15 protein-coding genes are annotated in these 12,134 nt (G+C 61.0%); 7 read left to right on the top strand and 8 right to left on the bottom strand.

Features of this window, described 5'->3' with window-relative positions:
* Window positions 1–3: 3 nt before the first annotated feature.
* A complete protein-coding gene (locus tag ACILSE_RS08305) occupies window positions 4–654 on the bottom strand; it encodes a bifunctional nuclease family protein (RefSeq protein WP_395716911.1) in 651 nt (216 codons plus the stop codon).
* A gap of 54 nt (window positions 655–708) precedes the next feature.
* Window positions 709–1,233: a gamma carbonic anhydrase family protein gene (locus ACILSE_RS08300; RefSeq protein ID WP_395716910.1), complete on the bottom strand. Its 525-nt coding sequence runs from the start codon at window positions 1,231–1,233 to the stop codon at window positions 709–711.
* 134 nt (window positions 1,234–1,367) lie between these two features.
* On the opposite strand from ACILSE_RS08300, the gene ACILSE_RS08295 reads away from it, so the two are divergent.
* On the top strand, window positions 1,368–1,646 hold the full coding sequence (locus tag ACILSE_RS08295) for an HU family DNA-binding protein (protein WP_395716909.1): 279 nt from the start codon (window positions 1,368–1,370) through the stop codon (window positions 1,644–1,646).
* Between the two features lie 20 nt (window positions 1,647–1,666).
* Here the strand turns inward: ACILSE_RS08295 and ACILSE_RS08290 are convergent, their stop codons facing one another.
* Genes ACILSE_RS08290 through ACILSE_RS08280 form a run of 3 tightly spaced genes read right to left on the bottom strand, consistent with a single transcriptional unit; the run spans window position 1,667 to window position 2,649 of the window.
* Complete coding sequence (locus ACILSE_RS08290) at window positions 1,667–1,957, bottom strand: CopG family antitoxin (protein ID WP_395716908.1); 291 nt, start codon at window positions 1,955–1,957, stop codon at window positions 1,667–1,669.
* Window positions 1,958–1,974: 17 nt separating this feature from the next.
* A complete protein-coding gene (locus ACILSE_RS08285; protein ID WP_395716907.1) occupies window positions 1,975–2,253 on the bottom strand; it encodes a BrnT family toxin in 279 nt (92 codons plus the stop codon).
* A gap of 18 nt (window positions 2,254–2,271) precedes the next feature.
* Window positions 2,272–2,649, bottom strand: a complete 378-nt coding sequence (locus ACILSE_RS08280; protein WP_395716906.1) for a VOC family protein — start codon at window positions 2,647–2,649, stop codon at window positions 2,272–2,274.
* A gap of 68 nt (window positions 2,650–2,717) precedes the next feature.
* Here ACILSE_RS08280 and ACILSE_RS08275 point away from each other — a divergent pair, with 68 nt between their 5' ends.
* The 6 genes from ACILSE_RS08275 to ACILSE_RS08250 all read left to right on the top strand — a co-directional run bounded on the left by ACILSE_RS08275 (window position 2,718) and on the right by ACILSE_RS08250 (window position 9,708).
* On the top strand, window positions 2,718–3,476 hold the full coding sequence (locus tag ACILSE_RS08275) for an SDR family oxidoreductase (protein WP_395716905.1): 759 nt from the start codon (window positions 2,718–2,720) through the stop codon (window positions 3,474–3,476).
* 68 nt (window positions 3,477–3,544) lie between these two features.
* Complete coding sequence (locus ACILSE_RS08270; RefSeq protein WP_395716904.1) at window positions 3,545–5,005, top strand: acyl CoA:acetate/3-ketoacid CoA transferase; 1,461 nt, start codon at window positions 3,545–3,547, stop codon at window positions 5,003–5,005.
* Window positions 5,002–6,144: a thiolase family protein gene (locus tag ACILSE_RS08265; protein WP_395716903.1), complete on the top strand. Its 1,143-nt coding sequence runs from the start codon at window positions 5,002–5,004 to the stop codon at window positions 6,142–6,144. The genes ACILSE_RS08270 and ACILSE_RS08265 overlap by 4 nt, the downstream gene beginning before the upstream one ends.
* A 90-nt stretch (window positions 6,145–6,234) precedes the next feature.
* Complete coding sequence (locus tag ACILSE_RS08260) at window positions 6,235–6,939, top strand: succinate dehydrogenase cytochrome b subunit (RefSeq protein ID WP_395716902.1); 705 nt, start codon at window positions 6,235–6,237, stop codon at window positions 6,937–6,939.
* A gap of 45 nt (window positions 6,940–6,984) precedes the next feature.
* Window positions 6,985–8,901, top strand: a complete 1,917-nt coding sequence (locus tag ACILSE_RS08255; protein WP_395716901.1) for a fumarate reductase/succinate dehydrogenase flavoprotein subunit — start codon at window positions 6,985–6,987, stop codon at window positions 8,899–8,901.
* A gap of 18 nt (window positions 8,902–8,919) precedes the next feature.
* The gene (locus ACILSE_RS08250) at window positions 8,920–9,708 is read left to right on the top strand and encodes a succinate dehydrogenase/fumarate reductase iron-sulfur subunit (protein ID WP_395716900.1); all 789 of its coding nucleotides are present in this window, start codon (window positions 8,920–8,922) and stop codon (window positions 9,706–9,708) included.
* Window positions 9,709–9,762: 54 nt separating this feature from the next.
* Here ACILSE_RS08250 and ACILSE_RS08245 read toward each other — a convergent pair whose 3' ends face one another.
* The 3 genes from ACILSE_RS08245 to ACILSE_RS08235 are packed head-to-tail and all read right to left on the bottom strand — an operon-like array spanning window position 9,763 to window position 12,049.
* Entirely contained in the window at window positions 9,763–10,155 is a 393-nt protein-coding gene (locus ACILSE_RS08245) for a polymer-forming cytoskeletal family protein (RefSeq protein WP_395716899.1), read from the bottom strand.
* Window positions 10,156–10,175: 20 nt separating this feature from the next.
* Window positions 10,176–10,994, bottom strand: coding sequence for a hypothetical protein (locus ACILSE_RS08240; RefSeq protein ID WP_395716898.1), 819 nt, complete (start codon window positions 10,992–10,994; stop codon window positions 10,176–10,178).
* Between the two features lie 38 nt (window positions 10,995–11,032).
* Entirely contained in the window at window positions 11,033–12,049 is a 1,017-nt protein-coding gene (locus ACILSE_RS08235; RefSeq protein WP_395716897.1) for a hypothetical protein, read from the bottom strand.
* Window positions 12,050–12,134: the final 85 nt, after the last annotated feature.

The following is a 12,134-nucleotide window of genomic DNA, read 5'->3' as shown; positions in this document are numbered from 1 at the left end:
TGGTCACTTGTCGTCGGCTTTTTTCCACTCTTCGCCTTCCTCATCATCATCGTCGCCGCCGAAACCGTCGTCGTATTCGTCGTCCTCGGTATCACCATCCGGGATGCCCGCGATGGAGTTGATGTCTTCATCGCTGAACTCCTCAAGTTCGTCATCCTCTTCGTCTTCCCCCTCGATTTTGGTCGCCTCGGCGGCCTGCTGGGCCTCCAGGCCGCGTTTTTCGATCTGCGCGAGCGTCTCGCTCACATCCTCGACCTCGTCCCACACTTTCTTCGCCACAAAGATCGGCGCGCCCTGCTGCACGGCCATCGCGATACTGTCGCTGGGCCGTGCGTCGAGCTCGATGACTTTGCGCGAGGTGTGCAGCTCGTTCTCGGCGGAGATGATCAACCGGGCGTGGAAGACGCTGCCGTTGATGTTGTTGATGATGACGCGCTCCACCTTCGCGCCGAAGGCCATGAGGAGATGACCGACGAGATCATGCGTGAGCGGACGTTCCTTCGACACTCCCCGCATGAACATGGAGATCGCCGTGCCGACGGACTCGTCGATGTAGATGACGAAGACCTTCTCCTCATCGCCCAGGAACACGGCAAAGCTTCCCTCCAGCGGCAGTACCGCGCGCACCTGCACTTCGACGACATCTTTGTTCATGATGCTTGGAATAAATGCCGCCGCGCGGCCCTGGCAAGATGCACGAAGCTGATTTTACACGACAACCGGCGCGCCACCGAGGCCAAGAGCCAGGTAGCGCCGCGAAATCTCCACATATTTGAGCGCGAGGCGGGCGTTCGCCGCTCGCTCCTCCGGAGTAAGCATGCGCGCCACGCGCGCAGGCGCCCCGACCACAAGCGATCCTTCGGGAATGATCATTCCCTTCGTCACGAGGCTCCCTGCGGCGATGACGCTGCGCGCACCGACCTGCGCGCCGTCCATGATGATGGCCCCCATGCCCACGAGCACCTCGTCGTCCACGGTGCATGCGTGGACCACTGCGCGATGCCCCACGCTCACGCGCTCGCCGAGAATGCAGGCAAAATCATCGCTCACATGCAGCACGCTGCCGTCCTGCACATTGCTCTGCGGTCCGATCACGATCCGGTTGATGTCGCCGCGCAGCACCGACCCATACCAGACGCTCGATTGCGCGCCCATCTCCACCGCGCCGATCACCACGGCACCCGGCGCTATGAAAACGCCTTCCGCCAGAGACGGATTTTCATCCGGAATCAAGAATCTTTTCAGAATGTCCATGGATTCGGTGCTGAGTTTTGTGTTTGAGAAACGCGGGGACGACGCCATAAAAAGGCATCGACCTCAGTTTGGAACAAAACCACGTTTTCACCAGCAACGAATCCCATCCTGCCATGAACAAAGCCCAGCTCATCGAAGAAGTGCAGAAGAAGCTCGGTGGAGACACCTCCAAGCGCGCCGCGGGCGAGGCGCTCGACGCTGTGCTCGAATCGATCACGCAGGGCGTGAAAAAACACGGGCGCGTTCTCATCGTCGGGTTCGGCACCTTCAAGCTGGCGCACCGGAACGAGCGCATGGGCCGCAACCCGAAGAAGCCGGAAATCGCGGTGAAGATCCCCGCCTCGAACACCATGCGCTTCACCGCCGCTGAGGTTTTGAAGAAGACGCTGTGACGTGAGCTATCCGCGGCGGCTCAGTCCTTCAGCTCCTGCTCCATCCGCTCGCTGAGCCACTGCTTGATCATGCTTTGATAATTGAGGTAGCGGCGGCGTGCCACGCGCTTGATGCGGCTGAGCATGCGCGGGTCGAAACGCAGCGTGATCGTGGTGGACTCACGAACGTCCGCCCGGTGAATCGACGACTGCATCAGGCGCGGGTCGATCTGATGCGCCCTCCAGAAGCGCACCTCCGCCTCGTCGGACTCGAAGGCGGGCACTTCCCGCCAATGACGGATCGGTTTCAGGTCGGCGGGCGGGGTTTCCATGGTCGTGATGAGAAAACTCAGATGTCCTCCGCCTTCTTGCGCTCGAAAAAGTCGTGCTCTGAGGCGGTCATGAGCCGCGCGAAGATGACGCGGTATTTTTTACCGTCTGTCCAGAAAACGCTGAAAACCGGCCTGCCCTGGAGTGATTTGCCCAGGTTGTAGTAGCGGGCCTCGGCCTCCTCGTGCTGGCCGTCCGGCAGCAGCTTGATCGAAAACGGATCCTCAAACGATTCCTCGATGTCCTTCGGCGGAAGTTGCGTCAGGTCAAAGGCAGCGCCGATCCAGTCGAAGTCCATGAGGTCGTGTTGGGTGGGTTATTTCCGGTATTCGATCAGTTCTATCTCATACCCCTCGGGAGCGTCAATAAACGCAAACACTCCGCTGGAACTCTGAGTCGGTCCGTCGGAGAGCGGATAGCCCAGCGCGGCGGAGTGTTTCGCAAACTCCTCGATGCTCTCCACCTCAAAGGCCAGATGCGTCAGGTCGCTGCAAAACGTCACCGGCCCGCTGGCGGGATAGCTGCAGATCTCGATGAGTTCGTCGCTGTTCGGTGTCTGCAAGAACACAAGTTCCGAACCACGAGGCGACTTGTGGCGGCGGATTTCCTTCAGGCCGAGCACTTGGGTGTAAAAGTTGATCGTCTTTTCGAGATCATTCACCCGGTAGCGGGTGTGGAGGAGTTTTTTGACCATGGCTGCGTTTTCTATGCCACAGCCCGCCGGTAATGACAAACAGCGAATGCCCGTTTAACCATCCATCCATGATCAACATCGACCTCAAAGGCAAAGTCGCCCTCATCACCGGCGCATCGCAGGGCATCGGCGCTCAAGTCGCCCGAACATTTCACCGTGCTGGAGCCACGGTCGTGCTCAATCACCTCGGCACGCCCGGAACCACGGTGGATGCACAATCACTCGCAGACGAGCTCAATCTCGCCCGCACCGACAGCGCCAGCCTCATCGCCGCCGACGTTTCGCAGCCTGAGCAGGTCCAAACCATGATGGGCGAAATTCAGGCACGCCATGGTGGCCTCGATCACCTCATCAACAACGCCGCCATCATCAAGGACCGCACCATCGCGAAGATGGGACTCGATGAATGGGACGCCGTCATCAACGTGAACCTCTCCGGCGTCTTCTACTGCTGCAAATACGCGCTCGAAATCATGCGCGATCACGGAGCCATCGTCAGCTTCGGGAGCATCGCCGCCATTCAGGGCTTTTTCGGCCAGGCGAACTACGCTGCGGCCAAATCCGGCGTGCAGGCGATGATGCGCGTCCTCAGCCGCGAAGCCGCCCGCAAGCAGATCCGCGCCAACGCCATCGCCCCCGGCGTCATCGACACCGCCATGGCCGCCACCATTCCCGAAAACGTCCGCGCCGAGATGCTCAAAAACGTCCCCCTCGCCCGCTTCGGCACCACGGAGGAGGTTGCGAACGTCGTGCTCTTCCTCTGCTCGCCGCTCGCCAGTTACGTGACGGGGCAGACGATTGAGATCAATGGTGGTTGGCGCGGATAACATGGAGCGCCGACAATTCGTCGGCATTTTTTGACTGCGGACGAATCGTCCGCCCTCCACAAAGAATTATGCGTTCCTCCGCTATCATCGCCACTGCCGACGAAGCCGTCGCCGCCATTCCGAGCGGTGCCACGGTGGCAGTAAGCGGCTTCGTCGGTGCCGGGCATGCGGAGATGCTCACCGCCGCTCTGGAGCGCCGTTTTCTTCAAACCGGCACGCCCACCGATCTCACGCTTTATTATTGTGCGGGCCAGGGGGATCGCGCTGAGCGCGGCATGAACCACCTCGCGCATCGCGGCATGCTCAAACGCATCGTCGGCGGACATTGGAACCTCGCGCCGAAACTCGGCGCACTCGCCTTGGCGAATGAAGTCGAGGCTTACAACCTGCCGCAGGGTGTGCTGAGCGTGCTGACGCGTGAAATCGCGGCCAAACGGCCCGGTTTGATCACCAAGGTCGGCTTGAACACCTTCATCGACCCAATCCACGGCGGCGGCAGACTCAACGCGCGCACCACCGAGCCGCTCGTCGAGCGCATCGAGCTGGATGGCGAAACGTGGCTGCGCTACAAGCCGATGCCAATCCATGTGGCACTCATCCGTGCAACATATGCGGACCACGGCGGCAACCTGAGCATGGAATGCGAAGGCTTGATCAGCGAGGTGCTGCCCATGGCCCAGGCGGCGAAAAACCACGGCGGCATCGTCATCGCACAGGTCGAAAGCATAGTCGATCAACTGCCCGATCCGAAGGCCGTTCGAGTTCCGGGCATCCTCGTGGATTACCTCGTCACGTCATCAGGTGTGCAGCATGACCAGACCTTCGGAGAAGTCTTTAACGAGGACTTCGTCGTCACTGGCGACGGGAACTTCGAACTGCCCGTCATGCCTGAGTCCGAGCGCAAACGCATCGGCACACGAGCGCTGCGCGAAATCCGTGAAGGCGACATCGTGAACCTCGGCATCGGTTTGCCCGAGGCGGTGGCGATGGTCGCCGCAGAAACTGGACGCTTGCAGGAGTTCACACTCACCGTCGAAAGCGGCCCCACGGGCGGCGTGCCGGCATCGGGCCTCAGTTTCGGATGCAGCCACTTCCCCGAAGCCGTCATCGACCAGCCCTCGCAATTCGATTTCTACGACGGCGGCGGCCTCGACATCGCCGTGCTCGGTGCCGTCGAAATTGATGCCGAGGGCAGTGTGAACGTCGCCAGCTTCGCAGATCGCTTCGCTGGCGTCGGTGGTTTCGTGAACATCGCTCAAAGCGCCCGCCGCCTCGTCTTCTGCTGCACCTTCCAGGCAAAGGGGAATGCGAAATTCGTTCGCAAACTCCAGCACGTCTGCTTCCACGGTCCCACCGCGCTGAAAAACGGCCAGCAGGTGATCTACGTCACCGAACGCGCCGTGTTTGAACTCACGCCGCGAGGCCTGCGCCTCATCGAAATCGCCGCCGGGCTCGATTTGCAGCGCGACGTGCTCGATCACATGCAATTCGCCCCGCAACTCGCCGAAACCATCCGCAACATCCCATGAGACCTGTTTACATCATCGAAGCCAAGCGCACCCCCATCGGCCGGTTCGGCGGCGGCTTGAAGGCCCTCACCGCTGCTGAACTCGGCTTTGCAGTTGCCGACGCCATCGTTCCTTGGGAACTGCGAACAAAGATAGACCAGGTCATCATCGGGCAAGTGCTTCAGGCGGGAAGCGGTATGAACGTCGCACGCCAGATTCTGCTCAAGCTCGGTGAAACTGAGTTAATACCCGCCTTCACCGTGAACATGGCCTGCGGCTCTTCCCTGAAAGCCGTCGCACTCGCCGCCGATGCCATCCGCAGTGGCGAAAACGATCTCGTGCTCGCCGGTGGCGTCGAAATGATGAGCCGGGCCCCGCATTATGCGATGGATCTGCGTTTCGGCAAAAAACTCGGCGATTCATCCCTTCAAGATGCCATGTTCGTCGATGGCCTCACCGATCCCCTGCTCAAAATCGGCATGGGCGAGACTGCCGAGCGCGTCGCCGACAAACACGGCATCACACGTCAGGAGCAAGACATCTTCGCAGCACTTAGCCAAAGCCGTGTCGCCGCGAGTCGTGCCGCCTTGAGCCGCGAAATCATCCCCGCAGGTGATTTGACCGAAGATGAGCACCCGCGTGCCGACACGACCGTCGAATCGCTCGCCAAACTCAAGCCCGCCTTCCGCAAAGACGGCACGGTGACTGCTGGAAATGCCTCCGGCATCAATGACGGCGCTGCCTTGGTCCTGCTGGCGAGCGAAGAGGCCGTTTCGCGTCACGGCATGAAACCGAAGGCCCGCATCATCGCCAGCGCCGCAGTCGGCTGCGATCCGGCGCTGATGGGCCTCGGTCCTGTCGGTGCGATTCAGAAAGTGTGCGTTCAAACTGGTTGGAGTCTCGATGAGGTCGATGCCATCGAAATTAATGAGGCGTTCGCTGTCCAAACCCTCGGCTGCCTGAGGGAACTCGGCCTCGACACGGCCAAGGTTAACCCACGTGGAGGAGCTATCGCCCTCGGGCACCCGATCGGAGCCAGCGGTGCCCGAGTTTTAGTCACGCTGCTGCATCACCTCGAAGATCACGGGTTGAAGCGCGGCATCGCCAGCCTCTGCATCGGCGGCGGCATGGGCATCGCGATGGCGGTGGAGCGGGCTTGAGACAAGATCGCAGCAGTGATCCGGCAGGAAAAATGCACGCCCGGCTTGCGTGTCGGCAGCGTATGTCCATGATGAACGATCACTCCCCACATGAGCGCTGTTTTTGACTCCTTTTCACGGTTTTACGCCTCCTCCATCGGCAAGAAGATCCTCGTCGCACTGACGGGCCTTGTGCTGATCGGCTTCGTCTTCGGCCACATGATCGGCAATCTGCTGATTTTCGCAGGCAAGGATGCGATCAACGAATACGGCCACATGCTCCAGACCGCGCTGCATGGCGGCGGGGTTTGGATCGCACGCATCGGCCTGCTGGCGGCGGTTTTGATCCACATCGTCGCGACGGTATCGCTGACGAAACAGAACAACGCGGCCCGCCCGGAAAAGTATGGTCGCCACAAGGCCCAGGTGAGCAGCAAATCCTCCCACACGATGATCTGGAGCGGCCTGACGATCCTGGCTTTCATCGTTTACCACCTGCTTCATTTCACCGTGCGCGCAGGCAATGACTACGCGACTTACAAGACCACGCTCCACGGCGAGACAGTGCATGACGTGTATCGCATGGTCATCGCAGGCTTCTCTTGGACCCCTGCGTCCATTTTCTACCTCATCGCCATGGCGCTGCTGTGCAGCCACCTGAGCCACGGCTTCTCCAGCCTCTTCCAGACGCTCGGCATCAGCACGGACAAGTCTGAGCCGCTCTTCAAAAAGGCCGGTTATGCCTTCGCGGGCCTCATCTTCGCCGGAAACGCCGCCATCGTCCTCTCCATCTGGCTCTTCGGCTACGGCCGCTGATTTCTTCGTCATTCTGCATTCGCCATTCGATCTTTTACTCTCGCCATGCCACTCGACTCCCACATTCCCTCCGGCCCAATGGCCATGAAGTGGTCCAAGCACAAGCAGGACTCGAAGCTCATCAATCCGAAGAACAAGCGCAAGTTCACCGTGCTCGTCGTGGGCAGCGGCCTGGCCGGTGCCTCGGCTGCGGCGACGCTCTCGGAGCTTGGCTACAAGGTAAAGTGCTTCTGCTTTCAGGACTCGCCTCGTCGTGCGCACTCCATCGCGGCCCAGGGCGGCATCAACGCGGCGAAGAACTACCAAAACGACGGCGACAGCGTGCATCGCCTCTTTTATGACACGGTCAAAGGCGGCGACTTCCGCGCTCGCGAGGCCAACGTGCATCGTCTCGCCGAGGTCAGCGTGAACATCATCGACCAGTGCGTGGCGCAGGGCGTGCCATTCGCCCGCGAATACGGCGGCATGCTGGCGAACCGCTCCTTCGGCGGCGCTCAGGTGAGCCGCACTTTTTATGCTCGCGGTCAAACTGGCCAGCAATTGCTCCTTGGTGCTTACTCGGCTTTGAACAAGGAAATCGCCGCAGGCGGCGTGCAGATGTATCCGCGCACGGAAATGCTCGATGTGGTGACCGTCGATGGTCACGCGAAGGGCATCATCACGCGCAATCTCGTCACCGGCAAAATCGAGGCGCACGCGGGCGATGCAGTGCTGCTTTGCACCGGCGGCTACGGCAATGTTTTCTACCTCTCCACCAATGCGATGGGCTGCAACGTCACCGCGACGTGGCGTGCGCACAAAAAGGGCGCTTACTTCGCGAACCCCTGCTACACGCAGATCCACCCGACCTGCATCCCGGTGAGCGGCGATTACCAGAGCAAGCTCACGCTCATGTCCGAGTCGCTCCGCAACGACGGTCGCGTGTGGGTGCCTAAAAACAAGGCCGACATCGGCAAGCCGCCCGCGCAAATCCCCGAGGCGGACCGCGACTACATCCTGGAGCGCAAATATCCAAGCTTCGGCAACCTCGCCCCGCGCGACATTTCCTCCCGCGCAGCCAAAGAAGCCTGCGATGACGGACGCGGTGTCGGCCCCGGTGGTCGCGGCGTGTATCTCGACTTCGCGGAGGCGATCCAGCAGTTCGGCGCGAAGACCATCGCCGAGCGCTATGGCAATCTGTTCGACATGTATGAGCGCATCACCGGCGAGAGCGCCTACAAGCAGCCGATGCGCATCTACCCTGCCGTGCACTACACGATGGGCGGCCTGTGGGTGGACTACAACCTCATGAGCAACCTCCCTGGCCTGCACGTGCTCGGCGAGGCGAACTTCTCTGATCACGGCGCGAACCGTCTCGGTGCCTCGGCGCTCATGCAGGGTCTCGCGGATGGTTATTTCGTCATCCCGACGACCATCGCGAACTATCTCGTGCATCAGAAGCCCGGCAGCGTCACCGCCGAGCATCCGGAGTTCAAGAAGGCGCTCGAAGTCTGCACCGCGCAGACGAAGGGCTTCCTCAACAGCAAGGGCAAACGCAGCGTGGACAGCTTCCACCGCGAGCTCGGCCTCCTCGTCTGGGACAAATGCGGCATGGCCCGCGACCGCGCCGGCCTCACCGAGGCGCTCAAGCGCATCCCCGAGCTGCGCGAGGAGTTCAAAACGAATGTCGTCGTCCCCGGCAGCGGTGACGCCTGCAACCCCGAGCTCGAAAAAGCCGGTCGCGTGGCCGACTTCATGGAGTTCGCCGAGCTGCTTTGCATCGACGCCCTGAACCGCGAGGAAAGCTGCGGCGGCCACTTCCGCACCGAGCACCAATACCCCGATGGCGAGGCGAAACGCGACGACGAAAACTTCTGCTACGCCGCCGCTTGGGAATACACCGGCGACTTCAGCAAGCCCACGCTCAACAAAGAGCCGCTGACCTTCGAAGAAGTCCACCTCGCCGTCCGCAGCTACAAATAACGCCTTTTTCAACGTCCCATGTCCCAACTCAATCTTCACCTCAAAGTCTGGCGTCAGAACGCAGGCCAGCCCGGTCATTTCCAGGACATCGATGCTCCGGACATTCCGGATCATGCCTCCTTCCTCGAAATGATGGACATCGTGAACGAGCGCCTCATCTCGAAGGGCCAGGAACCCGTGGCTTTTGACCACGACTGTCGCGAAGGCATCTGCGGCATGTGCTCCATGCAGATCAACGGCGTCCCGCACGGCCCCGAAAAGGCCACCACGACCTGCCAGCTTCACATGCGCAAGTTCCGCACGGGCGACACGATCTGGATCGAGCCCTTCCGTGCGAAGGCCTTCCCCGTCGTCAAAGACCTCGTCGTCGATCGCGGTGCCTTTGATCGCATCCAGCAGGCCGGTGGTTTCGTCACCGTGCGCACCGGTGCCCCGCAGGATGCGAACGCCCTGCCCATCGGCAAAGAAGTCGCCGACGCTGCGATGGACGCTGCGGCGTGCATCGGCTGCGGCGCCTGCGTGGCCGCGTGCAAAAACGCCAGCGCCATGCTCTTCGTCTCCGCGAAAGCTGGTCAACTCAACCTTCTGCCCCAAGGCAAGCCCGAGAAGGACCGCCGCACGCTCGGCATGGTCCGCCAGATGGACAAGGAAGGCTTCGGCAACTGCACCAACCAATACGAGTGCGAAGCCGCCTGCCCGAAGGAGATCAGCGTCCGCTGGATCACCAAGCTCAACCGCGACTACGCCGTCGCCGCCGTCAAAGAAGCCCTCGGCAACTCGCCGAAGGTCGCTGGTGGCGGGGATTGAGCCTCGCGTGTTGATTGACTGAGAAAGCCCGGCCGAATAAGCCGGGCTTTTTTGTCAGCGGATGTCAAAGAAGTCGAAGAAGAACAGCGCAGCCGCCTGCTCCTTCGTCATGCCCTCTACGCGCCCCACGATGCTGCCGTGGTCACGCACATCCCCATTCGACTCGATGCGCCCGACGATGCTGCCGCTTTTACGGACATCGCCGTTGTTTTCGACCTTGCCGATCAAACTGCCGTTCTTGCGGATCGAGCCGTCGCTTTCGATGCGGCCTGTGAGACTGCCACGCACGCGGATGTCTCCGCCGTTTTCGAACTTGCCGGCGATGCTGCCGCCGACACGAACGGTGCCGTCGTTTTCAACACGACCTGCAATAGAGCCGTGGACGCGAAAGTCTCCGGCAAAAACTTCCGCGCCGACGAGCAGCAGGATGAAAGCCAACAGACGCATGAAGGGAATGCGCACCCGTTTCAGTTCTTCACAGGCTCAGACGGCTGGGGGACGTCCACTGGCGGACGACGGAATCCACCGCCTCCATCCTTGCCCTCTCTGGGTTCTGTGAACTTCTCGCGCAGCTTCCTGAACTCCTCGCCGGTCACCTCGCGATAGACCTCACGCAGTTTCTTGAGACCCTCCAGACGTTCGGCGGGCGGCATCTGCTCCAGCTTGGCCAGCGCTTCCTTCACACGCGGCAGTTGAATGATGCGGTCATGAAAACGACGCGTCTCCTCACGGCGTTCCGGCCTCGACATGGACAACATCTCCGCGCCGAGGCGGATTGCCGCCATGCGCGCAAACTCGGGAGAGTCGGGTTTTGGCATCTCCGGCAGGCCGCGCTGGTCCATCGGAAACGGCGGCTTCACCTTTTCGAGAATCTTCGCCACCTCGGGATCGATTTCCTGCACGGCCACACGCAGTTTTTCACGCATGTCCTCGTTGGCCTTCATCGCCTTGTCGCGAGATTCGATGACTTCAGGACGCTGCCAGGCCTTTTCAAAAGCGGCGCGCACCTTGGCACGCTCATCCTCGGACAGTTTTTCGAAGCCATCGAAACCTCGTGGCTTGCCACCGATGCCCGGCAGCATTCCCGGTCCACCAGGACCGCGATGTTCCCCTTCACGCCTTGGCGGGCCACCCTCGCCCGGCTTGGGCGGCGGCGGCTTGTCACCTTCCGGCTGCTGGGCGGCGGCGGTGACGGCAAGGACGGAGACAAGGGCCAGGAGGCGCATGGCGGGGATTTTCCGCTGCTGCGCTGGTTTGGCAACCTTGGGGCTGGGCTCTGTTTTCATCGGGTTTAAATAACCAGCCTGCAGGCGGGAAGTTGCAGCTACTTCACCCGCTCCAGCTTGAGCAACGGGGCCGCAGGCGAGGCAAACTGTGCCACATAAAGATTCCCAGTCGCATCCGCCGCCACGCCATGCGGATGGATGAATGTTTTGCCATCACTCCTCATCGGCTGCAATGCACCGTTTGCATACACTGCGGGCGGTGCGCCGATGTTTGAGACGACTTTCCACTGCGAATCGAGGATGGAGATGAATCCTGGCGCGTTTTTGTCCTTGGGCCACTGATCACCGAGATGCGGGATGATTGTGAATTTGCCGAAGATAACGATGTCGCGCGGATTGCCGCCGGGAAACGGCCTCTGGTCGATGAAACGGCCCTCCGGGGTGAAGCGTCTGATCTCCTGCTGATCGCTCATGCCGATGACCACACGCGGCGTGCCGTCGCGATCATCAAACGCGCCGCCATGCGGCCCCCAGTGCTTCAATTGGTCCTTTGGATCGCCGATGTTGCCACCCCAGGCGCGGATCAGCGTGCCATCGGCATTGTAATGGAAGATGTAATCCTTCCCGTAGCCGTCGAAGACCGCGAACTCGCCATTTGGAAAGTGAATCGTCTTCGAGGGCCGGTATTCCTTCGCATCCGCATGCAGCTTCGCGTTTGCAGGCCAGGGAAACACCGCCAACTCCTCGCCATCGAGCGTCAGCTTGCGCACTTCATTCAGTTGCGTGTCGGTGATGAACAATACCTCGCGCTCCCCCTCCTTCACGAGACTCATCCCGTGTGCTCCAGGCATGCGGGCCGTCCAGTGTTTGATCAACGCACCGCTTTTCGCATCCAGAATGACCACATTGTTCCGCGCATCGTCGGTCAGGAAGAGCAGCCGTCCTTGAGCATCAATCGCGACGGCGTGGCCGTTCTTCACGCTCACCTGCGCCAAAGCCTCGCGTCCCCAGTTTGGCACCACGCGATAGCGGAACTCACCCTGCCCGAGAATGTCCTCGGCAAGAACGGTGGTGCTCCAAAGACAAACGGCGGACAGGACGGCGAAACGGCTCATGCAGCCATCCAACCATGCGCCCACGCCTCCCGCAAGAACACCGCACACACGATTTGCCTGACGCTCGATTGGCTGCCAGTGTCCA

The sequence above is a fragment of the Prosthecobacter sp. genome (assembly GCF_044236155.1).
GTDB lineage: Bacteria > Verrucomicrobiota > Verrucomicrobiia > Verrucomicrobiales > Verrucomicrobiaceae > Prosthecobacter.
The sequence above is the reverse complement of the archived record's forward strand: the minus strand, read 5'-3'. Positions and strand labels throughout refer to the sequence as shown.